This is a genomic window from Bacillus sp. LJBV19, assembly GCF_017797845.1.
Lineage (GTDB): Bacteria > Bacillota > Bacilli > Bacillales > Bacillaceae > Bacillus > Bacillus velezensis.
Genome location: NZ_CP072563.1, coordinates 3,275,627 through 3,297,342, shown reverse-complemented (window position 1 = coordinate 3,297,342; position 21,716 = coordinate 3,275,627). Strand labels below are relative to the sequence as shown.

Below are 21,716 nucleotides of genomic sequence, written 5' to 3'. Positions count from 1 at the left end.
GCACATCAGGCGAAAGGATTTTTCAGAAAAACCTTCCAATCCATATTCAGAATAGTGTAGGATATTCATAGAGCTTTCCTAAAAACAGGTCATCAGATGACCGGATCACATATTGAGGATGAAAGAGGGGTTCATCATGAAAGTCTCATTATTTGTCACGTGCCTTGTGGATATGTTCCAGACCAATGTCGGAAAGGCGACGGTTGAGGTGCTGGAACGGCTCGGGTGTGAGGTGGATTTTCCCGAGGGGCAGATCTGCTGCGGGCAGCCCGCATACAACAGCGGGTATGTGACGGATGCGAAAAAAGCGATGAAGCGGATGATTGCCGCGTTTGAAGAAGCGGAGTACGTCGTCAGTCCGTCAGGTTCCTGTACGACGATGTTCCGTGAATATCCGCATCTGTTTCAGGATGATCCGAAGTGGGCGGCAAAAGCGCAGCAGCTTGCGGACAAAACATATGAGTTAACAGATTTTATCGTCAACGTTCTCGGGGTGGAGGATGTCGGGGCGGTGCTGCAAAAAAAAGCGACAGTCCATACATCGTGCCACATGACGAGGCTGCTCGGCGTGTCGGAGGAGCCGATGAAGCTTTTGCGCCATGTCAAGGGGCTCGAGCTGACCGCGCTTCCCGGAAAACATCAATGCTGCGGATTCGGAGGAACGTTTTCTGTGAAAATGGCGCAAATCTCTGAACAAATGGTGGATGAGAAGGTCGCCTGCGTGGAAGACACGGAGGCCGAGGTGCTGATCGGGGCGGATTGCGGATGTCTGATGAATATCGGAGGGCGTCTTGACCGTAAGGATAAAAACGTCAGAGTCATGCACATCGCCGAAGTGCTGAACAGCAGATAACACGAGAAACAACAAGGGGGGAAAATCATGGCGATGAAAATCGGTACCGCCGCTTTTAAAGAGCGGGTATCAGAAGGAATAGATAATGAGTTTATGAGAGGAGCCGTCTCCGGAGCGCAGGAACGGCTCAGGACAAGAAGGCTTCAGGCGGCCGAGGAATTGGGAAACTGGGAGGATTGGCGTTCCCATGCGGAAGAAATCAGACAGCATGTGCTGGACAATCTTGATTTCTATTTGGAACAGCTCGCCGAAAACGTCGCCAACAGAGGCGGACACGTCTTTTTCGCCGAAACGGCGGAAGAAGCGTCCTCCTATATCCGCGATGTCATCCGGCAGAAAAACGCCAAAAAAATCGTAAAATCCAAATCCATGGTGACAGAAGAAATCAATATGAACGAAGTGCTTGAGGAAGAGGGCTGTGAAGTCACAGAAACGGATCTCGGCGAATACATTCTCCAGATTGACGATCACGATCCGCCGTCACATATCGTTGCTCCCGCTCTTCACAAAAACAAAGAGCAGATCCGTGACGTGTTTAAAGAGAGACTCGAATACAAACAGACGGAAAAACCGGAAGAGCTCGTCATGCACGCGCGCAGCGTTCTCCGGAAAAAATTTCTCGAAGCGGATGTCGGCATTACAGGCTGCAACTTTGCGATCGCGGATACCGGATCGGTCAGTCTCGTGACGAACGAAGGAAACGGCCGCCTTGTATCCGCGCTGCCGAAGACGCAGATCACCGTGATGGGAATGGAGCGGATCGTTCCGTCATTTTCTGAGTTTGAAGTGCTTGTCAGCATGCTGACGAGAAGCGCGGTCGGCCAGCGGCTTACAAGTTACATTACGGCGCTGACGGGACCTCGTCAGCAAGGAGAAGCTGACGGGCCTGAGGAATTCCACCTTGTGGTTGTGGACAACGGGCGTTCCCGCATACTCGGCACGGAATTCCAATCGGTGCTGCAATGTATCCGCTGCGCCGCCTGCATCAACGTCTGTCCGGTGTACCGGCATGTCGGCGGACACTCGTACGGGTCCATCTATTCGGGGCCGATCGGCGCCGTCTTATCGCCTCTTCTCGGCGGATATGACGAATACAAGGAGCTCCCGTACGCATCTTCCTTATGCGCGGCCTGTACGGAAGCGTGTCCCGTTAAAATTCCGCTGCACGAGCTGCTGCTCAAGCATCGGCAGAACATCGTGGAAAAAGAGGGCAAAGCGCCGATCAGTGAAAAACTGGCGATGAAAGCCTTCGGGCTCGGCTCGTCATCCCCGTCCCTTTATAAAATGGGATCGAAATGGGCGCCTGCCGCCATGACGCCGTTTACGGAAGATGACAAAATATCAAAAGGGCCGGGGCCGTTAAAAGAATGGACGGCAATACGGGATTTCCCGGCGCCGCATAAATCGAGATTCAGAGATTGGTTTAAAGACCGGGAAAAACAAAAGGGGGAAGAATGATGATGAAAGGGACGGTTACACATCAGGAATCCTTTTTAAACCGGATCGCCGAAAATCTGGGCAGAGAGCGCAGAAAATCAGGCGTGTCCCTGCCTGAATGGAAGTATCAGCCTCAATATCAAACGCATGCGGACTGTACGGAAGACGATCTTGTCACGATGCTGAAAGACCACTGCGTCAACATTCATACCGAACTGATCGAAACGGATGCAGCCGGGCTTTACGACGCTTTGCGCACGCAGGTGAACCGTTTTGAAGGAGGGCCTGTCATCATTCCGAAGGACAGCCGGTTTGAAACGTATGGCTTGCAGACCCTTATGACAGAAGAGTGGCCGGATGAAGGGATTCCCGTTTGGGAATGGGACGCGGAACAAGGAGCGAAAAATATTGAAAAAGCGGAACAAGCGAATGTGGGCATTACATTCAGCGAGATCACGCTTGCGGAATCAGCCACCGTCGTTTTGTATGCGTCAGAGCATGCCGGCCGTTCCGTCAGCCTGCTTCCGACCACCTATATCGCAATCATCCCGAAATCTTCCATTGTGCCGAGAATGACACAGGCCAGCGATATACTGAAACAGCAGATCAGAGACGGCGTCACCGTTCCTTCCTGCATCAACTATATTACTGGACCGAGCAACTCGGCCGATATCGAAATGGATTTGGTTGTCGGCGTCCACGGACCCGTTAAAGCCGCTTATATCCTTGTGAATGACCGATAAAAAAACAAACCCCGGTTTTCTGATATGATCCCCTCATAGCAGACAGAGAAAAGAAAGCATACTGATCTGTCTGCAATGGAGGGGATTTTATATGGGGAAAACACGTAAAGCTTATGATATTCACTTTAAGAAAAAGGTTGTTGATCTTCACCTAAATGATGGGATGGGTTATCAGACAATCGCCATTGAAAATGATTAGGCGCATATTATAAGATTTAGGAAATATTGTTTTAAGGTGGTTTTGAATAACTCATGAACAGTATTCAAAAAGAAACTGAAAAGAGCAATGCATCTAGGGACTGGTTGATTTATATTACAGTATCAGTAATCTTTTTAATAGCAGTATCGATATTTAGCTTTTTTGAGTCGGAAGTTGATTTTAACGGTATGGCTCTCCGATTATTTGATGCTTTGATCAGCTGTATCTTGGTTATAAACGGTCTTTATTTTATGCAGAAAAACAAAGGGATAGCGGTCGTTTCCTTCCTTTTAGGAATAATTAATCTAGGGATATTAGCTGTTCTTTTGTTTCGTTAAAGAAAGAGGAGCCCAGCTCATATTGATATGATCCCCTCATAGCAGACAGAAAAAAGAAAGCATACTGATCTGTCTGCAATGGAGGGGATTTTTTATGGGGAAAACACGTAAAACTTATGAATATTCACTTTAAGAAAAAAGTTGTTGATCTTCACCTAAATGACCAGAGAAATGAACATTGATAAAAACCAAGTAAGGAGATGGGTTAACCACTTTCAGACAGAGGGGATGAAAGGGTCAAAACAGCTGAAGCAGTTCAAGAAGCAGTATGTAAATATATTCATTTTTACAACCATCAACGGTTCCAAAAGAAGTGAAACAACCTGAGCCCATATCAATACAGGACTCAGGCTGCTTCGTGTCTTTTTAACACTGTCTACTTGACAGGGGTCACTTCATTCGGCCGGGGTTTGTTTTTATATAAACGCGTTAATGATCATGATAAAACAGATCGCACTGACAGAAATAATCGTTTCCATCGCCGTCCATGTCAGGAACGTTTCTTTTACTGTCATTCCGAAATACTCTTTAATGAGCCAGAAACCGGAGTCATTGACATGTGACAGAATCAAAGAGCCCGCTCCCGTTGCCAAAACGAGAAGCTCACTGCTGACGCCCGGCATGACAGATGCAATCGGTGCAACAATGCCGGCCGCCGTCATCATGGCGACAGTCGCTGAACCTGTGGCGACACGGATGACCGCTGCGATCGTCCAGCTTAAAAGAACGGGAGAGAAGCTTGAATGCTTCGCAATGTCAGCGATATACGTGCCGACGCCTGAATCAATCAGGACGTTGTTAAAAGCGCCGCCGGCTCCGATCACAAGCAGAATGGAAGCGATCGGTCCGAGACAGTCATTGCTGAATTTTAAAATGCTTTCTCTGTCAAAGCCCTGATAAAAACCAAGGCTGAAAAAGGAGTAAACCGTGGCGATCAAAAGCGCCGTGACAGGGTCGCCGATAAATTTAAAAGTTTCATAGAGCGCGCTTTTTTCCGGAAGCGCAATTTCGGCAAGCGTTGCCATAAGCATCAGGATCACCGGTACCAATATCGTAAACAATGTATTTGCGAATCCCGGAAGCTTGCGTTTTTCATTCCGTTCAATAAATTGTTTTTTCAATAGTTCGGGAACGGGTTTATGAATGCGCTTACCAATCCATTTTCCGTAAAGCGGCCCCGCGATGATGGCAGTCGGAATGCCGACGATTAAAGAAAACAAAATCGTTTTTCCGACATTGGCGTGATAAATGCCGACAGCCGCCATCGCCGCCGGGTGGGGCGGAACCAATCCGTGTACGACGGAAAGTCCCGCAAGGAGCGGAATCCCGATCGTCACTAATGAAACGCCGGTTTCAATCGCAATCGTAAACAAAAGCGGCACGAGCAGGACGAAGCCGACCTGGAAAAAGACCGGGATGCCGACGATAAAAGCGACGGCCATCATCGCCCAATGCACTTTCTTTTTGCCGAAGCGGCCGATCAGGGTGTGGGCGATACGCTCCGCACCGCCTGATTCAGCCATCATTTTTCCGAGCATCGTACCGAGGGCCAGCACGATCGCAAGCAGCGACAGCGTATTGCCGAGCCCGGTTTTCATCGAAGCGATAATGTCCGGCAGATTCATGCCCGTTGCGAAACCGACAAGGATGGATGTAATCAAAAGACTGATAAACGGATTTAATTTAGCGACCGTAATCAATAAGAGTAAAACGATAATAGCGGCAATGACAATAAACAGTAACATGACCTTTTCACCCTTTCAAAGAAGAATTAACGGCTTTGTTTGAGCTGAAATTCACTGATGACGTCAAATTCATCTTTGAGCTTGTCATACAGCCGCTCGTATAAGTAAAACAGCTCAATATATGTTTCGCTGTTTTTGACGTTCGGTTCATGGCGGTGAGAAATTCTGATCCAGTCCTGAACATCCTCGATCCGTTCCATTTCGCCAAGGCTGTGCAAAGCGAGAACGGCCGCTCCGAGCGCCGAGGCTTCGTAACTTTCCGGAACGAGGACTTCCCGTCCCATCGTATCGGACAAAATCTGCCTCCAAAGCGGTGATCTCGCAAATCCTCCCGAAGCCCGCACGTCTTTTGCGGGGCCCGCCAAATCTCTCAGTGCGACACCGATTGAAAAGACGCTCATGATGACGCCTTCCAGCACCGCTCTGATAAAATGCTCCCGTTTATGGCGGAGGCTGATGCCGAAAAACGTTCCGCGGGCATTCGGATTCCAAAACGGCGCGCGCTCCCCTGATAAAAACGGCAGAAACAGCAATCCCTCAGAGCCTGCGGGCACTTTATCAGCGATATCAATCATTAAATCGTACGGATCAATGCCGAGCCGCTTCGCCGTTTCGACTTCCGGAGAAGCGAATTCGTCTCGAAGCCAGCGCAGCATAATGCCTCCGTTATTCGTCGGGCCTCCGATGACCCAATGCTTGTCAGTCAGCGCGTAACAGAATGTCCGCGCTTTTTCATCCGTAATCGGCGCATCCGTCACCGAACGCACGGCTCCGCTCGTTCCGATCGTAACGGCCACTTCGCCTTTGCCGATCGCGCCGACTCCAAGGTTGGCGAGCACGCCGTCATTTGCGCCGATAATAAACGGTGTATCCGCATGAATGCCCATCCGTGCAGCGATTTCCGGCGCAAGGCCGCGCAGCTGATGAGTGGTCGGCACGATGTCCGACAGCTGATCTTCCCGGATTCCGGCAATCCGGAGCGCTTCTTCATCCCAGGAAAGCGTATCTAAACGGAACAGCCCCGTTGCCGAAGCGATCGAATAATCGACGACATAAGTTCCGAAAAACTCGTGCAGAATATATTCTTTCATACTGATGAATTTGGCGGTTTTCGCGAATGTCTCCTTGTCCTGTTCTTTCATCCACACAATTTTGGAAAGCGGAGACATCGGGTGAATCGGCGTACCCGTTCTTTTATAAATATCAAAACCGTTCATCTCTTTTAAAATCCGTTTTGATTGCTCGGCGCTGCGGTTGTCCGCCCAAATGATGCTTTTGGTCAGCAGGCCGCCGTTTTGATCGACAGCTATCAATGAGTGCATGGCGGTGCTGATGCCGATTGCAAGCAGATTGTCAGGACTCAGTCCGGCCTTTGTGACGGCGCCCCTGATGCTTCCGATAACCGCTTCCAAAATGTGCTCAGGATCCTGCTCGGCCCATGCCGGCTTTGGCTGTATTAAATCATAGTGAACCGAATGCTTGGCTAACACTTTGCCTCTTGGTCCGAACAGAACGGCTTTCGTACTGGTCGTGCCGATATCCAGACCGATAACAGCTTGGGTTTCCTTCATAATATATCCCGCCTAATCTGATTGAATAATAAGATAGATTGATAATGTATGCCCTTACAAAGTCAATTATAGGAATAATTTTTTTATAAATCAACGATGAAGAAGAAAATTTTTTTCATAAAATTGCCTCAATTCCCGCTGTATCGGTATTCTCTCTTTTGAAAAATAAATATTCAGAAAGCGATTACAAACGTTTGTGCGCGATCATTTTTCTGATTCGCTGCAAGTTGGCGAGCGTTTTCTCCTGCCGCAGCCGGGCCGTGGCGAAATACAGTGTATCAATGACCGACAGCTGGGCAAGCCTTGCGGACATTGCTTCCGTTCTGAAAGCCGTCTCCCTTGTTGACGTATACAGCACCACGTCGGAAATCTGGGTGAGCGGCGACTTTTGGTAGCTTGTAATGCCGATCGTACCGGCGCCGAGCGATTTGGCCATTTTCACCGCGTCAAGCACGTCCTTATTGCTCCCCGAATGAGAAATGCCGATGACTGCGCTTTCGGGACCGAGAAGACCCGCTGACATCGCCTGAAAGTGAGAATCCGTGTGTGCGATGCAATTTATACCCGTACGCATAAATTTGTGATACGCGTCAGTGGCGATCAGCCCGGAACCGCCGTTTCCGTAAAATTCGATTCTGTCTGCGCGGTGGATCATTTCTACCGCTTTTTCAACGTCGGCCGGATCTAATAAATGAAAGGTATCGGTCAGACCGGAAATGTTTGTGCGGAAAACTTTCTGGATGATGACTTCGATATCGTCGTCGGGGCTCATTTCTTCATGAATGTGCTGCACCGGCTCCTGAACGATCTCCTGAGCAAGCGCGATTTTTAAATCCTGATAGCCGGAAAAACCGAGCCGTTTGCACAGCCTGAAAATCGTCGCTTCAGAGCTTTTCGTTTTTTCCGCCAGCTGAATGATGGAAAGGTGAACCACGTCTTTCGGTTCCTTCACGATATGGTCTGCAATCGCTCTCAATTTTGGCGACAAACCTTTGCTGGCCGCCTGAATCTTCCCGATGCTGCTTGAATTCACAGGGGTCATGCTATAACCTCCCTACTTGAATGTAAACGCATACTTTTATGATAAAGCAAGTTCTGTCATAAGGGAATCAGGTTTTGCTTTCTTTACCGCAAATGAAAGAAAAGAGAAAAGTATATCGGGGACACCGCCTCAATGAAACTTAATTTTTTACAAAAAGTGATCGTTCTCTAAAAAAGTGCCGGTGCTCAAGTCGCCGGCCATAAGCCAAACTCATGATGGTAAGCTGCTGTCCTGCTACAGTCCAGTTTCTAGTGAGTTGCCAGCGCTTGAAGTTCTACTTCAAATAAGTGTTCCGCCATTATTATTAACTGGATTGATCGAAAGAGAAGGATCATTAAGTCGGAGAATACCTTAGAAACACAATTCTAATCAGCTTCTCAGAAAAACTTCAAATTAATATAATAATCTAATTGCTCTGAAACGCGTACCATACATTATACTTTCAATGATTTTTAAACTCTGAGGAGGAAATTCACATGAAAGTAATTGCAATTGACTTAGATGGCACGCTGTTATCAGAGAACTTAACTATCCAAGAACAAGATGTAAGAGCTTTAAAGCTTGGACAAAAACAAGGTCATATTATAACAATCGCTACAGGGAGAGCTTTATTTGATGCAAAACACATCATCAATAAATATGATTTGGATTTTTCGATTATTGCTTCAAACGGCGCTCAAATTGATGTGGAAAATCAGGTAATATTCGAACATTTTATGGATTCAGATGTAATCCAACCTATCATAACATGGTTAAATAAAGAGGAAATCTATTATCAGCTTTACTTATCTGACAAAATTGCCGTATCAAATCAAGGAATTCAGCAGCTTGAAAAAGAACTTTACAATACAGTAGCGGAAGAACCTCATTTTAATCAAGAAGTATTTTGGAATTCTATTAAAGCTCAGATACATCAATACGGGTTAGAGGAAATACCGGGTACAATTGACCCTATCGATTATCGTTATGTCATAAAATGTATGATCGTTTCGCCAAACCAAAGAAAATTAAAAAAAGCTAAAGAATATTTTGGACAACTAAAGGAGTGTGCCGTAACGAGTTCAGGAGCATTCAATCTTGAAATCACAAGTGCAGGAGTAGATAAAGGAGCGTCATTAAATAAACTTTGTGAACATTATGGAACGGATGCGCGGAATGCAATCGCAATAGGTGATAATTTAAATGATCTGCCTATGTTTCATGTAGCAGGAATAGGGATAGCCATGGGAAATGCAGATAAGAAGCTTATTCAATTGGCTGCTTTTAAAACGTTATCGAATGATGAGTGTGGTGTATCTTATGCTTTTGATCATTACATTCTGACGAAAGAAGAAGACCCTAAACCGCGGAGTATACAGCCATGAGCCATTTTGTGAAAAGATGTTTAATCTATATTGCCGGATTGTTTATTTTATCCGTAGGGGTTGTATGTATGATTAAATCTAATACCGGGATTGCCCCCTGGGATGCTCTGAACGTGGCTTTATCAGAACTCATTGGCCTTACAATCGGGTCATGGGTTTTCATTGTCGGAGGAATCCTTATCTTTATAAACAGCCTCATAAAAATGCGGTTTCCTAATCTAGCCGGTTTTATTCCGATTTTTATTATTGGAAGTTTTGTTGACCTTTTAAACTTAAAGGTTCTTTCGTTCTTAAAAACAGATGCTGTAATTCTTCAATGGAGTTTATTTTTGATAGGGTTGAGTATATTGGCTATGGGAATCGCTATTTATTTAAGAGCATCTTTTCCTTCGATACCGAATGATGAATTAATGTTGGCTATTACTGAACGTACAGGTTGGGGTATTAATATTACAAAGACGATAGGGGAAGCTTTAGCTTTTGTGCTTGCAATCATTCTTCAGGGGCCGATTGGGATAGGAACCATCATTGTGTTGCTATGTCTGGGGATATTAGTAGGTTTATTTGACAAACTATTACACAAGATGGGGCAGCCCCGTTCTCTCTATAGTGTGGGACAGGAAGGCGCACATATTCATATAGGCCATGATAAAACAATTAATTAAATGCTTATTTTCCCTTGTGTTATTCAGTGTGAAATCCTGATAACGCTGTCTAAAAAGGAGTAACAGTAATGACAAACATTACAGAGATAGCAAAGAAAGCGAACGTTTCTCGGACAACAGTCTCTAGAGTTCTCAATAATCATCCTTATGTAAAACCTGAGAAGCGGGACGCTGTGTTAAAAGCTATGAAGGAATTAAATTATGTACCAAATTTCAACGCGATTAACCTATCCAGGGGGAAGACGAATGTATTCGGAGTCATTGTTCCTAAAATCAACCATCCGTTTTTCAGTAAACTGATTGCCGGAATAGGCGAAGAGTGTAATAAACATAATTATAGTTTACTTGTGCACCAATCAAATAATGATCCTGAACAAGAAATGGAGTTTTTTAACAGATTGAAATACAAACTTATTGACGGTCTTATTTTGGGATCCTGTGTAAGCCCCCATCACGTACTCGACGAGATATCTGGGTTTGGTAATATTGTTTCCTGTGAAGCTTCTGCAAGCAAACAGGTTGCACATATATTTATTAATCATGAGTCAGGAATCAAAATGGCAATTGATCATCTGCGAAATCAAGGACATCAATCCATTGGTCTATGTATAGGAAATCCTAAGAGCGGTGTTGGCATAAGCAGAAAAAAATCATTTTTTCACTTTCAAAATGAATACGGATTGAAATGGAGTGATAATTGGTACTTTGAGGAACAGTACACTATTGAGAATGGTATAGAAATAGCAAAATTATTACTAAATAAGTCACCTCGTCCTACGGCAATGGTTGTAGGAAGTGATTATGTTGCGGCGGGGATCATTTATGAAGCGAAAAGACAGGGAATACGAATACCTGAAGAACTGGCGGTTATAGGATTTGATAATCAGCCGATATCTAAGGTAATAGAACTTTCAACGATACATCAACCTATTAAAGAGTTGGGACAAACAGCAGCAAATTTATTATATAACTTAATGAATAACAAAGATGTCCCCAACATAAATAAGTTGGATCTAAAATTTATTAAAAGAAAGTCAACTTAAAAAGACCACTTTACGGTGGTCTTTTTTGCTTAGCATAGAATCAGCTCTGGGGCAGGCGCTTTGAAATGAGCTCTTTTTTTCGTTTCATCTATAAAACTGAAGGGCTTCATGGATAGATTTTCAAGTTCATTTAGGAAATGACAAGCTTTTAATGGCACAAATGATGTCATATTCCATACAACTTTCTCATTAAAACCTATAGCACGAATATTATGCATAAGTCGATCGATTGTGTAAGATCCTGCTGCTACATACCCTTTTCCTTGATACCACAGATTATTCCCTTCAATTTTTTCCAATGACTGGCCGCACATGGAATCTGTGTCAATACGATCTGTCATTGCTATAATACCCTTAGAGCCAACAAGTTCGACAACCCGTCGTGCAACTTCTAAGTCTACATGTTCACTATCAAAATTCATACAAATGGTTAATAAACCTTCTTTCGCGGCCCTCATCAAAGTACCAGGAACTTCTCCGACAAGTGTGTTTATATTATCTATGTTCCATTTATGTAACCGAGCATCTTTTAACCCCTCTAATCTATGTACTCTTTCTTGGGGTGTTCTCCAGGTGTGTTTAAAATTGTTTGGCATATCATTAAACAAATGATCAGTTAAAACGGCATCTGATCCAGTGTAATTGCTGCGTTTTTGCGCTGTATCTATAACTCTCATTATAAGTTCAGAGGTTTCCTCCGGGTATGCTTTTTGGAAGTGACCCAGCGCCGGTTTTACTCCAGCCTCCACAAGTGTATCCACAATCCATTCTAAACTCGGATGTTCTTCGGTGATATATTTCTTTAGATAGGAGTTTTCAGTCATAGCATCTGGAGACAGTACAGTATAAATAAGACCGTATTCTCCACAAGAAGCGATCTTTTCCCACTCTTCTTTTAAGGGTGCCCAATTTCCTTTTTCCGGTGTGCCTGCAAAGCTGGCCAGTAATGGTCCTTCTAGTGAAATACCTAAGATATTACGGTAACGTCCCTTTCTCTTTTGTGTATGGAACTCTTTCATAAAGGCTGCAAATTGATCTAATTGATTATGAGGAAGAAAGATAGAGGGTACACAGAAAATCCCTTCTATTTCGGCAAGTGTATTGATCTTTTCAATATCTAATTGATCTAAATTGCTAAAATCATAGTGACCGATTCCATGACAATGAAACTCTACTGGAAGAGATGGAACTAAATAAGAACCTGATTTCTTAAAAATCCCTTCTTCTCCAATGTCAAAGGTCAGCCATTCATTATTACTATAGGTTATATCAGCGATTTTCATTACTCCATTTGTTTCAAGGTAAGCTGGGCTTTTAATTGATGTGCTAGACTGCATAGGAAACTCCTCCTGGAAATGTTTATTTAGTATTAGTAAGACACATCATCATCTTAAAGTATGAAACGCGTACCATATCAACCCTTTATTATCATTTTTTGTAAAAATGTAGGTGTTTTATTCAACTTTATGCACCTGATTTTCTCGTTATTGTTATTTATATCCTGAAAATCTCCTTTAAAAACTCAAAAACACTAGCTGTAACGCCACTAATGCTTCTATACTGTTTCGTGTTACGCCAACTAGTGTTCTCCATGAGTTTAATTTGTGGAATTAGTTTCATGTCAATAGCTTTAATAAATGGAATATGACTTCCGGGTATAGAACCTTGTGGAGTCATTGGAGTTGAACTATTAGAAATGAAATGTGTACAGTTACTAAGCTGAGATACCGGAATAAGAGTAACTTTTCATATTTCTGCTAACTTTTTGCCGCTTAGTCCATATATCGTAGAAACCTTTCGTCAGAATTTGAAAACTAGCGGCAAAAATTAGTATTGACTTTGAAAATAGAAGACTGTATATTATGATACTATATTCAGAAAATAAAAACTCAAGAGATTCATTTAACATAAAACACTGTGAACGGGAGCAGTAAAAGAATCCAGTCAGAAAAAGAGAGCCGCGGGTTGGTGCAACGCGGACTGATTGTTCTTTGAACTCGCCCGGAAGTGGCAGGGCGGAACGGAATTATCGGAATATTCCCTATGTCCTAACGGCTGACCTTCGTTAAAAGGTTTTTAAGCTGGATTCCGGATATTCGGGATCAACAAGAGTGGTACCGCGGCTGCCTGAGGCACGCCGTCTCTTTTCCTAAAGAGGCGGCGTGCTTTTTTATGTGATGAACACTTTTTGCGAGAGGGCGTGTGATAGATGGAAAAGGACAAGCAAACGTTAAAACGGACGATGTCGTCCAGACACATTATGATGATGGCGCTTGGAGGCGCGATCGGGGCCGGGCTCTTTAAAGGCAGCAGCACGGCGATTGATGAGGCGGGGCCGTCCGTGCTGTTGGCCTACCTCCTCGGCGGAATCATTCTGCTGTTTATTATGCAAGGGCTGGCCGAAATGGCAGTCAGAAACAAACATGCAAGGACGTTCCGTGATTTGGTTCAGCAGTCTCTCGGGTCGTACGCTGCATACTTTTTAGACTGGATCTATTGGAAAATGTGGGTGCTCAATATTGCCGCGGAGGCGGTCGTAGCCGCCATTTTCATTCAATATTGGCTGCCGGAATGTCCGATATGGATATTGGCTTTGATCATTTCCATCGTGGTGACGGTCGTAAACATGCTTTCTGTGAAACTGTTTGCCGAGACGGAGTACTGGCTCGCGCTCATTAAAATTACAGTAATTGTCATCTTTATTTTATGCGGGATTCTGCTTTTATTTTTCTCATTCGGCAATCATACGGCGCCAGGGCTGTCTCACTTAACGGATCACGGAGGGTTTTTCCCGCATGGAGCGGGGGGCGTCATCACGGCGATGCTCGTCGTGATCTACTCATACGGCGGAACGGAAATCATCGGCGTCACGCTGGCGGAGACAAAAAATCCCGAAAAGGTGATCCCGAAAGCTGTCCGAAGCACGTTAACGCGGATTGTCGCTTTTTACTTGCTGCCGTTTTTCATCATCGTCAGCCTGATTCCTTGGAATCAAGTCAACAGCGTTCCCGAAAGCCCGTTTGTCATAGTATTTAAGATGATCGGGATTCCGGGTGCCGACCATATTATGAATGCCGTCATTCTTCTTGCGATTATTTCGTCCATGAACTCGGGGCTGTACGGTTCATCCCGCGTCTTGTTTACGCAGGCTTCTGACGGCCGGTTGCCGAAAGTTTTTTCAAAACTATCGAAGAAAAAGGTTCCCGTCTATGCGATTCTGACTTGTACGTCATTTTTATATGTAGGCGTCCTGATTTCTTTATTCGCAGGAAGCCAGACGTTTAATTATTTGATGGGTTCACTCGGCTATACCGTGCTGTTCATCTGGCTGATTATCGGATTCGCCCATTTGAAATCAAGAAAACATTCAACAGAACAGCCGGCTTATTACGTCAAATGGTTCCCGTATACGACATGGTTTGCGGTGCTTGCGCTTTTGGCCATCCTGATCGGCGTAATTGCGACGACATCAATCGTCATCACATGCATCACTGCGGCCATCTATCTCCTCATTACGGCTGCGTATCTTGTGAAAGGGAGACGTCAATAAATAAAAAAACTCTTGCCCCGCGGCAAGAGTTTTTTTAATGAACGGCCTTTTTTTCTGCGGCCAGAGCAGGTGTTTTCAGTTTCTTCGGTGTTATATTCACTAAACAAATGCTTGTGACGATCAGAAGCAGTCCGGCTAAAAGGCTGACGGTCAGCGGCTCATGCAGGAATATCGAGCTGACGACAATGGATATGAGCGGGATCAGGAAGGTGTAAGAGGCAACCTTGCTTGCTTCCCCTGAACCGACAAGCGTAAAAAAGGCGAGCCAGCCGAGCGCGATAACAAAAACTGAAATGAACAGAAGGCTCAGAATGAACGGAGCTTTCCATTGAATGGCTGAAAAGCTTTCTGAAAAATGGCCGGAGCTGACAAGCAGCACGCCGCCGATCAGAAGCTGAAGAGCGACCATCCAGATAGAATCCGCGCGTCCGCCCGTTCTTTTCACATATACCGTGCCGAGCGCCCAGCTGACCGCGGAGCCTAGGGCCAAAAGAATGCCGGCGATGGAAATATGGCCTCCGAAACCGGCTGCGCTGATGACGGCGACACCGGCAAAGCCCAGAATAAGACCGGCTATTTTTAAAGGATACATCGATTCCCCGAGCCACAGCCAAGAAAAAACGCCCATTAACACCGGCTGGAAAAACACGATGGCTGAAAATAGGCCGGCAGGCAGGTAATTCAAGCCGACCGTTTGCAGGCCGTAAAATAAAGTAATATTTAAAATGGCAGAAATAAGATAGATCGGCCACGTTTCTTTAAAACGCAGCTTTTTAAAACGGGGCAGCGCCACCATTAGTAATAGAAGTCCGCCGATCAGCGTGCGGATTCCGGCAAACAGAAGAGGCGGCGAATAGGCAAGCGCGGCCTTTGTCAGCGGCCAGTTAATTCCCCATACCGTGACTAGAAACGCCAGCATAAGAGCCGTCTGTATTTTCGAAAGCTGTTTCACGTCGTTCACTCCTTGTAGAACAATTCCATCATATGATACGGTAATCAGTAAGATAAATAAAATGAATCTTTTTTATAAGGAGCATAAGTAAAACGTTATGACGATTACACAACTGCGGGTTTTTGTTCAAATCGCTGAAACGGGAAGCTTTACAAAAGCGGGGCAGGCGCTGAATATGACGCAGCCCGCCGTCAGCCATGCCATCTCTGCGCTTGAGTCAGAGCTCGGCATCAAGCTGATCATCCGCGAGCGCCGCAATGGCGTAAGGCTCACGGACACGGGCGGAAAAATTCTCGTCCATATCAGAGAGGTGCTCAAAGGCATAGAAAAAGCCGAGCAGCTGGCGGCCGCGGAAAGAGGGCTTGAACAGGGAACGATACACATCGGCACATTTCCGGCCGCTTCCGCTTATTTCATTCCAAAGCTGATCAGCGTGTTTAAAAAACGGTATCCGAAGCTTGAACTGGTGCTTCATGAAGGAACGGCGGACGAAGTAAAAGAATGGCTGCAATCCCGGATGATTGACGCGGGCATTCTGCTGTTCCCGACAGAGGATATGGATTCCTTTCTGCTGAAAAAAGACAAAATGGCAGCGGTTATGCATAAAGATCATCCTCTCGCCGCACGCTCAACCGTAACGATAAAAGATCTGGACGGTGAACCGATGGTGGTTTGCGAAGGCGGTTACACGTCACCTTTTGCAGGCCTGTTTAAACAAGCCGGTGCCGAACTTTGCGCGGCCTTTACCGTGTTTAATGTCAGCACGTCCATCAATATGGTGCGGGAGGGGTTGGGCATGGCAATCTTATCCGATATGTCCATGGCCGGCAATCCCCTCCCGGAAGAAGTGGTGATTAAAGAGTTTGCGCCGGATGTATTCAGGGAGGTGCAGCTGGCGGTTCCTTCCATGAAAGACGCATCACTTGCCGCCAAGCTTTTTATTGATGTCGCCGAGGAGCTGTTCATCCGTAAGAAAACCGCCGCTGACTGATTGTTCGAAGATCATCGAATCAAATTGTTTAACTCACGGGAAAAGCTGTGGTAAGGTGTGTGGTAGAGACCTTGTTTAAGATCTGCTTACACTAAACCGCAAAGGAGAAAACGATGGCTGAACATACATTGAAAGATACTGCGTTTTCCGTATTGAATTTATCGCCGGTCGTACAGGGAGGAACGGTTGCTGAATCGTTCCGCAACAGCATGGATTTAGCGCGCCGCGCCGAGGAGTGGGGCTATAACCGCTATTGGCTTGCGGAGCATCATAATATAGAAGGAGTTGCCAGCTCGGCAACAGCGGTGCTGATCGGCCACATCGCCGGCGGCACGAAAAAAATCCGCGTCGGTTCTGGAGGTATTATGCTGCCGAATCATTCTTCACTTGTGATCGCGGAGCAATTCGGAACCCTTGAAACGTTATATCCGGGGCGGATTGACCTGGGGCTCGGACGCGCGCCGGGGACCGACCAATTAACGGCGAGAGCCTTACGAAGAAACATAAACAGCGGGGAAGATTTTCCGGAGCAGCTTGAAGAATTGAGAAATTACTTCAAACCGTCAGGCAATGTGCGCAATCAAGTCCGCGCCATTCCGGGCGAAGGGCTGGACGTGCCGATCTGGCTTCTGGGCTCAAGCGGCTTCAGCGCGCGTCTTGCGGGAGAGCTCGGGCTTCCGTTCGCCTTTGCGGCTCACTTTTCACCGAAAAACACCGTGCCCGCCCTTGAGCTGTACCGCAGCTCCTTCCGTCCGTCAGACGTACTCGATCAACCGTACGCGATGGTCGGCGTCACCGTCATTGCCGCCGATACGGATGAAAAGGCGGAGCATCTGGCAACATCGCATTATCAAAGATTTTTAGACCTCGTCCGCGGCACGCCGAACCAGCTGAAGCCTCCTGTTGAAGACATGGATCAAATCTGGTCGCCGTATGAAAAAGCGATGGTTAATGATCAGCTCAGTTCAACGATCGTCGGCGGACCGGAGCGTGTGAAGGAAAAGCTGGAAAGCTTCATCCGGACAACACAGGCGGATGAAATCATGGTGAATTCAGAAAGCTTTGAGCATGCCGACAGAATGAGATCATTTGAAATCATCGCCGAATTAAAAAACAGCTGAGCAAAAAAAGCAATGTGCCGCGCACATTGCTTTTTTTATTCGCCGATCCGCTTGACTGAATTCCGGATGACGAGTTCCGGTTCATACACGACGTCATCCTTCTTCGGTTTTTTATGTTCTAAGCAGTCGATGACGTATTTTGCCGCCGCTTTCCCCATAATGGATTTCGGATGCTTGACAGAGGTGAGCTTCACCTCGGAAATCTGGGCGAAATGTGAATCGTCATAGCCCATGACCGACACGTCATCAGGCACCTTTAACCCGAATTCTCTGAGAAGATTAATCGTCTTCAGCGCAATTTCGTCATTGTAGCAAAGAATGGCCGTCGGATGTGACCCGCTGTTTTGCTCAAGGGTATGCTTAATTTTTTGGAGAAGCACGGTTTCTTTTTCCTCAGTCGTGTAAGTCACGATCATGTCCGGAGACGGAAAAATCCCGCGCTCCCGATGCGCCTGAAGATAGCCGTTCATCCGTTTGACGCCCTGCGTGTCATCCGCTTTAAAGATTCCCATAATGTGCGTGTGGCCGAGGGACATGACGTATTCGCAAGCCATCATGCCGCCTTTGACATCATTGACGGAAAAGCTTGGTGCGGCCAGCTCCGCATAAGAGGCGTTAATCATGGCAAACGGAATGCCGTTTTTCTCCAGATTGAGATAGTAGCCGATGTTGGGCGTCTGCAGCGCGCTTTTCGTAGGCTCGACAATCAGCCCGTCTATATTTTTGGACAGCAGGTTTTCAAGGCCGCGCCGCTCACTTTCTGTATTGTTGTTGGTGCTCGTCAGCAGCATGGAATAGCCCTGTTCGCTTAAATAAGATTCAATTCCCCTGATGATGCTCGGGAAAATATAGTCTGATATGTACGTTGTAATGACGCCGATCGTTTTGTTTGAATGCATGGCTGATTTCGCCGTGCGTGAAGCGACAAAGGTGCCTCCGCCCTGAACGCTGTACAGCAGCCCCTGCGAGACCAAATCCCCGATCGCTTTTCTGATGGTATGGCGGCTGACGCCGAACTGCTGCATCAGCTCATTTTCCGTAGGCAGCTTTTCGTCCGGCTGTATTTTTCCTTGATTAAGCCATGAACAAATTTCTTCTTTTACTTGAGCATATTTCGGTAGCATATCAATTCCTCCAAAATGTATACGGACAAATTCCAGTATAACATAGTAAGCCCTTTCATCAAGCTGTAAAAATAATTGACAGATTATGAAAAACTGCTTATTCTTTATTTGTACGTACTAATTTTCCTTATTTTTAGATAAAATTCTTTATAAGTACGTACAAATGTGGCGGTTCTGAAGAAAACAAAGCAACATCAAGCGCCGCACTCAGATTTGTAAGCGTTTTTATTCTATTATTCGCGGGAGGGTAAAATTCATGAAGAATCACCCGGCACCAATTGGCTCAAATGTACCTGTCACTCGGCAGCATTCCAAGTGGTTTGTCATTCTCATCTCATGCGCAGCCGGACTGGGAGGGCTTTTGTACGGTTATGACACGGCGGTGATTTCCGGCGCCATCGGTTTCCTGAAAGATTTGTACCGCTTAAGTCCTTTTATGGAAGGGCTCGTGATTTCAAGCATAATGATCGGCGGTGTTTTCGGCGTCGGGATTTCCGGATTTTTGAGCGACCGTTTCGGACGGAGAAAGATTTTGATGGCAGCGGCGCTGTTGTTTGCGGTGTCAGCGGTTGTCTCTGCGCTTTCTCAAAGTGTGTCTTCCTTAGTGATCGCCAGAGTCATCGGCGGTCTGGGAATCGGCATGGGCTCCTCGCTTTCTGTCACGTATATTACCGAAGCCGCTCCGCCGGCAATACGCGGCAGTCTGTCTTCACTGTATCAGCTGTTTACGATATTAGGGATCTCCGGCACTTATTTTATTAACCTCGCCGTTCAGCAGTCCGGCTCATATGAATGGGGGGTGCACACCGGCTGGCGGTGGATGCTCGCTTACGGCATGATTCCGTCCGTCATCTTTTTTATCGTGCTGCTTATCGTGCCGGAAAGTCCGCGCTGGCTTGCGAAAGCGGGGCGCCGGAATGAAGCCCTCGCCGTGCTGACGCGCATTAACGGCGAGCAGACCGCGAAAGAAGAAATCAAACAAATCGAAACGTCTTTACAATTAGAAAAAATGGGGTCATTGTCTCAGCTGTTTAAACCGGGGCTGAGAAAAGCGCTTGTGATCGGGATTCTGCTGGCTTTATTCAATCAGGTCATCGGCATGAACGCAATTACGTATTACGGGCCGGAAATTTTCAAAATGATGGGCTTCGGACAGAATGCGGGGTTTATCACGACATGCATCGTCGGTGTCGTTGAAGTGATTTTCACCATTATCGCGGTTCTTTTAGTCGATAAGGTGGGCCGGAAAAAGCTGATGGGGGTCGGATCTGCCTTTATGGCGCTGTTCATGATCTTAATCGGGGCATCCTTTTATTTTCAGCTGGCGAGCGGTCCGGCTTTAGTCGTCATCATATTGGGATTCGTCGCCGCTTTCTGCGTATCAGTTGGGCCGATTACGTGGATCATGATTTCGGAAATCTTTCCGAACCACCTCCGCGCACGCGCCGCCGGTATCGCGACGATATTCTTATGGGGGGCCAACTGGGCGATCGGCCAGTTCGTGCCGATGATGATCAGCGGGTTAGGGCTCGCGTACACCTTCTGGATATTCGCCGTCATTAATATTCTCTGTTTCTTGTTTGTCGTGACGATCTGCCCTGAGACGAAAAATAAATCATTAGAAGAAATAGAAAAACTCTGGATAAAATGAAAGCGTTTTACGACAAAAGTCCGCTCCGGCGGGCTTTTGTCTGTCACCTTCATTCCGTTTCTGTATATAATGACTGTATCAAGGAGATACTGGAAAATCCTGCGAAGAATGTCGACGAATTGACCTTTAACAGTTGAATTAACAATGTCATCCTGTTAAAATAATTAAAGAAAGCAGACATAATTTTTTTTGGCTATGATGGGACGTTTTTTGTCATAGCGGGACATTTTCTGTCCAGTATGAATAGGAAGGAACGTTTGAGTCATGAACCAGTTAATACAAGCTCAAAAAAAATTATTGCCTGATCTTTTGCTTGTGATGCAGAAAAGATTTGAAATCTTGCAGTATATCAGGCTTACCGAACCGATCGGCCGCAGAAGTCTTGCAGCCAGTCTCGGATTGACCGAGCGCGTTCTCAGAAGCGAGGTTCAGTTTTTGAAAGAACAGAATCTCATCGATATTAAAACAAACGGCATGACAATGACGGAAGAGGGCTATTCACTGCTTTCGATTCTGGAAGATACGATGAAGGATGTTTTAGGATTGACGCTTTTGGAAAAGACATTAAAAGAGCGGCTCAATCTGAAAGACGCCATTATCGTTTCCGGAGACAGCGACCAATCTCCTTGGGTCAAAAAAGAATTAGGGAGAGCGGCCGTTGCATGTATGAAAAAGAGATTTTCAGGCAAAAATATCGTCGCTGTAACCGGCGGTACGACAATTGAAGCCGTCGCCGATATGATGACGCCGGATTCAAAAAACCGCGAGCTCCTGTTTGTGCCCGCAAGAGGCGGTTTAGGCGAAGATGTGAAAAACCAGGCGAACACCATATGCGCGCATATGGCGGAAAAGGCTTCAGGCACTTACCGGCTTTTGTTCGTTCCCGGGCAGCTGTCACAAGGCGCCTACTCATCTATTATTGAAGAGCCTTCCGTAAAAGAGGTGCTTCACACGATTAAATCAGCGAGTATGCTCGTTCACGGAATCGGCGAAGCTAGAACAATGGCGGAGCGAAGAAACACGCCTTTGGAAGATTTGAAGAAAATAGATGACAATCATGCGGTGACAGAGGCATTCGGCTACTACTTTAATGCGGACGGAGAAGTCGTTCACAAGGTGCATTCAGTCGGAATGCAGCTCGATGACCTCGATGCCATTCCCGACATTATCGCGGTAGCGGGCGGATCATCAAAAGCAGAAGCAATCGAAGCTTATTTTAAAAAGCAGCGAAACACGGTTCTCGTCACGGACGAAGGAGCCGCAAAGAAGTTATTAAGGGATAACAGTCCCTCAATATAAATATCTCTCACTTATTTAAAGGAGGAAA

Annotated in this window: 19 protein-coding genes and 1 other annotated feature; of the genes, 13 read left to right on the top strand and 6 right to left on the bottom strand. The window is 46.1% G+C overall.

The window, feature by feature from the left end; genetic code table 11:
- Nucleotides 1-136 precede the first annotated feature (136 nt).
- From J6600_RS16060 to J6600_RS16045, 5 genes are all read left to right on the top strand, one after another.
- Complete coding sequence (locus tag J6600_RS16060; protein ID WP_014418920.1) at nucleotides 137-853, top strand: (Fe-S)-binding protein; 717 nt, start codon at nucleotides 137-139, stop codon at nucleotides 851-853.
- 27 nt (nucleotides 854-880) lie between these two features.
- Nucleotides 881-2,311 (top strand): LutB/LldF family L-lactate oxidation iron-sulfur protein, encoded by a 1,431-nt coding sequence (locus J6600_RS16055; protein WP_007407375.1) that lies wholly within the window; start codon nucleotides 881-883, stop codon nucleotides 2,309-2,311.
- Nucleotides 2,311-3,033 (top strand): LutC/YkgG family protein, encoded by a 723-nt coding sequence (locus J6600_RS16050; RefSeq protein ID WP_021495223.1) that lies wholly within the window; start codon nucleotides 2,311-2,313, stop codon nucleotides 3,031-3,033. Before J6600_RS16055 ends, J6600_RS16050 begins: the two co-directional genes overlap by 1 nt.
- 91 nt (nucleotides 3,034-3,124) lie before the next feature.
- Nucleotides 3,125-3,232, top strand: coding sequence for a transposase (locus J6600_RS19875; RefSeq protein WP_459178126.1), 108 nt, complete (start codon nucleotides 3,125-3,127; stop codon nucleotides 3,230-3,232).
- Nucleotides 3,233-3,285: 53 nt separating this feature from the next.
- Entirely contained in the window at nucleotides 3,286-3,570 is a 285-nt protein-coding gene (locus J6600_RS16045; protein WP_094296304.1) for a hypothetical protein, read from the top strand.
- Between the two features lie 416 nt (nucleotides 3,571-3,986).
- Here the strand turns inward: J6600_RS16045 and J6600_RS16040 are convergent, their stop codons facing one another.
- The 3 genes from J6600_RS16040 to J6600_RS16030 all read right to left on the bottom strand — a co-directional run bounded on the left by J6600_RS16040 (nucleotide 3,987) and on the right by J6600_RS16030 (nucleotide 7,928).
- On the bottom strand, nucleotides 3,987-5,315 hold the full coding sequence (locus J6600_RS16040) for a GntP family permease (protein WP_014418918.1): 1,329 nt from the start codon (nucleotides 5,313-5,315) through the stop codon (nucleotides 3,987-3,989).
- 26 nt (nucleotides 5,316-5,341) lie between these two features.
- A complete protein-coding gene (gene gntK, locus J6600_RS16035; RefSeq protein ID WP_017418880.1) occupies nucleotides 5,342-6,886 on the bottom strand; it encodes a gluconokinase in 1,545 nt (514 codons plus the stop codon).
- Nucleotides 6,887-7,070: 184 nt separating this feature from the next.
- Nucleotides 7,071-7,928: a MurR/RpiR family transcriptional regulator gene (locus tag J6600_RS16030; RefSeq protein WP_061862583.1), complete on the bottom strand. Its 858-nt coding sequence runs from the start codon at nucleotides 7,926-7,928 to the stop codon at nucleotides 7,071-7,073.
- A gap of 476 nt (nucleotides 7,929-8,404) precedes the next feature.
- Here J6600_RS16030 and J6600_RS16025 point away from each other — a divergent pair, with 476 nt between their 5' ends.
- The 3 genes from J6600_RS16025 to J6600_RS16015 all read left to right on the top strand — a co-directional run bounded on the left by J6600_RS16025 (nucleotide 8,405) and on the right by J6600_RS16015 (nucleotide 11,000).
- Nucleotides 8,405-9,292: a Cof-type HAD-IIB family hydrolase gene (locus J6600_RS16025; protein ID WP_209387603.1), complete on the top strand. Its 888-nt coding sequence runs from the start codon at nucleotides 8,405-8,407 to the stop codon at nucleotides 9,290-9,292.
- On the top strand, nucleotides 9,289-9,957 hold the full coding sequence (locus tag J6600_RS16020) for a YczE/YyaS/YitT family protein (RefSeq protein ID WP_209387602.1): 669 nt from the start codon (nucleotides 9,289-9,291) through the stop codon (nucleotides 9,955-9,957). Before J6600_RS16025 ends, J6600_RS16020 begins: the two co-directional genes overlap by 4 nt.
- Before the next feature lie 68 nt (nucleotides 9,958-10,025).
- Entirely contained in the window at nucleotides 10,026-11,000 is a 975-nt protein-coding gene (locus J6600_RS16015) for a LacI family DNA-binding transcriptional regulator (RefSeq protein WP_209387601.1), read from the top strand.
- 29 nt (nucleotides 11,001-11,029) lie between these two features.
- Here the strand turns inward: J6600_RS16015 and J6600_RS16010 are convergent, their stop codons facing one another.
- The gene (locus J6600_RS16010) at nucleotides 11,030-12,337 is read right to left on the bottom strand and encodes an amidohydrolase family protein (protein WP_209387600.1); all 1,308 of its coding nucleotides are present in this window, start codon (nucleotides 12,335-12,337) and stop codon (nucleotides 11,030-11,032) included.
- A gap of 571 nt (nucleotides 12,338-12,908) precedes the next feature.
- Nucleotides 12,909-13,148: a binding site (T-box leader), on the top strand.
- Nucleotides 13,149-13,209: 61 nt separating this feature from the next.
- Here J6600_RS16010 and J6600_RS16005 point away from each other — a divergent pair.
- Nucleotides 13,210-14,550: an amino acid permease gene (locus tag J6600_RS16005; protein WP_209387599.1), complete on the top strand. Its 1,341-nt coding sequence runs from the start codon at nucleotides 13,210-13,212 to the stop codon at nucleotides 14,548-14,550.
- A 34-nt stretch (nucleotides 14,551-14,584) separates the two neighbouring features.
- On the opposite strand, the gene J6600_RS16000 is transcribed toward J6600_RS16005, so the two are convergent.
- A complete protein-coding gene (locus J6600_RS16000) occupies nucleotides 14,585-15,502 on the bottom strand; it encodes a DMT family transporter (RefSeq protein WP_022553811.1) in 918 nt (305 codons plus the stop codon).
- Nucleotides 15,503-15,599: 97 nt separating this feature from the next.
- Between J6600_RS16000 and J6600_RS15995 the strand changes: the two genes are divergently transcribed.
- Together J6600_RS15995 and J6600_RS15990 are read left to right on the top strand one after the other, a co-directional pair.
- Complete coding sequence (locus tag J6600_RS15995; protein WP_022553810.1) at nucleotides 15,600-16,493, top strand: LysR family transcriptional regulator; 894 nt, start codon at nucleotides 15,600-15,602, stop codon at nucleotides 16,491-16,493.
- A 113-nt stretch (nucleotides 16,494-16,606) separates the two neighbouring features.
- Nucleotides 16,607-17,614 (top strand): LLM class flavin-dependent oxidoreductase, encoded by a 1,008-nt coding sequence (locus tag J6600_RS15990; protein WP_053285140.1) that lies wholly within the window; start codon nucleotides 16,607-16,609, stop codon nucleotides 17,612-17,614.
- 35 nt (nucleotides 17,615-17,649) lie between these two features.
- Here the strand turns inward: J6600_RS15990 and araR are convergent, their stop codons facing one another.
- The gene (araR, locus tag J6600_RS15985) at nucleotides 17,650-18,738 is read right to left on the bottom strand and encodes an arabinose utilization transcriptional regulator AraR (protein ID WP_007409953.1); all 1,089 of its coding nucleotides are present in this window, start codon (nucleotides 18,736-18,738) and stop codon (nucleotides 17,650-17,652) included.
- Between the two features lie 256 nt (nucleotides 18,739-18,994).
- On the opposite strand from araR, the gene araE reads away from it, so the two are divergent.
- Both araE and cggR read left to right on the top strand, forming a co-directional pair.
- Nucleotides 18,995-20,389, top strand: a complete 1,395-nt coding sequence (gene araE, locus J6600_RS15980) for an arabinose-proton symporter AraE (RefSeq protein ID WP_003151605.1) — start codon at nucleotides 18,995-18,997, stop codon at nucleotides 20,387-20,389.
- 264 nt (nucleotides 20,390-20,653) lie between these two features.
- On the top strand, nucleotides 20,654-21,688 hold the full coding sequence (cggR, locus tag J6600_RS15975) for a gapA transcriptional regulator CggR (protein WP_003151607.1): 1,035 nt from the start codon (nucleotides 20,654-20,656) through the stop codon (nucleotides 21,686-21,688).
- Nucleotides 21,689-21,716 lie beyond the last annotated feature (28 nt).

Bases quoted from the DNA above. Each gene is read 5' to 3' on its own strand.
- cggR (WP_003151607.1), top strand. From the start codon at position 20,654: ATGAACCAGTTAATACAAGCTCAAAAAAAATTATTGCCTGATCTTTTG.
- J6600_RS16010 (WP_209387600.1), bottom strand. From the start codon at position 12,337: ATGCAGTCTAGCACATCAATTAAAAGCCCAGCTTACCTTGAAACAAAT.
- J6600_RS16045 (WP_094296304.1), top strand. From the start codon at position 3,286: ATGAACAGTATTCAAAAAGAAACTGAAAAGAGCAATGCATCTAGGGAC.
- J6600_RS16055 (WP_007407375.1), top strand. From the start codon at position 881: ATGGCGATGAAAATCGGTACCGCCGCTTTTAAAGAGCGGGTATCAGAA.
- J6600_RS16040 (WP_014418918.1), bottom strand. From the start codon at position 5,315: ATGTTACTGTTTATTGTCATTGCCGCTATTATCGTTTTACTCTTATTG.
- gntK (WP_017418880.1), bottom strand. From the start codon at position 6,886: ATGAAGGAAACCCAAGCTGTTATCGGTCTGGATATCGGCACGACCAGT.
- J6600_RS16050 (WP_021495223.1), top strand. From the start codon at position 2,311: ATGATGAAAGGGACGGTTACACATCAGGAATCCTTTTTAAACCGGATC.
- araE (WP_003151605.1), top strand. From the start codon at position 18,995: ATGAAGAATCACCCGGCACCAATTGGCTCAAATGTACCTGTCACTCGG.
- J6600_RS16060 (WP_014418920.1), top strand. From the start codon at position 137: ATGAAAGTCTCATTATTTGTCACGTGCCTTGTGGATATGTTCCAGACC.
- J6600_RS16015 (WP_209387601.1), top strand. From the start codon at position 10,026: ATGACAAACATTACAGAGATAGCAAAGAAAGCGAACGTTTCTCGGACA.
- J6600_RS16020 (WP_209387602.1), top strand. From the start codon at position 9,289: ATGAGCCATTTTGTGAAAAGATGTTTAATCTATATTGCCGGATTGTTT.
- J6600_RS16005 (WP_209387599.1), top strand. From the start codon at position 13,210: ATGGAAAAGGACAAGCAAACGTTAAAACGGACGATGTCGTCCAGACAC.
- J6600_RS16025 (WP_209387603.1), top strand. From the start codon at position 8,405: ATGAAAGTAATTGCAATTGACTTAGATGGCACGCTGTTATCAGAGAAC.
- J6600_RS15990 (WP_053285140.1), top strand. From the start codon at position 16,607: ATGGCTGAACATACATTGAAAGATACTGCGTTTTCCGTATTGAATTTA.
- J6600_RS16030 (WP_061862583.1), bottom strand. From the start codon at position 7,928: ATGACCCCTGTGAATTCAAGCAGCATCGGGAAGATTCAGGCGGCCAGC.
- J6600_RS15995 (WP_022553810.1), top strand. From the start codon at position 15,600: ATGACGATTACACAACTGCGGGTTTTTGTTCAAATCGCTGAAACGGGA.
- araR (WP_007409953.1), bottom strand. From the start codon at position 18,738: ATGCTACCGAAATATGCTCAAGTAAAAGAAGAAATTTGTTCATGGCTT.
- J6600_RS19875 (WP_459178126.1), top strand. From the start codon at position 3,125: ATGGGGAAAACACGTAAAGCTTATGATATTCACTTTAAGAAAAAGGTT.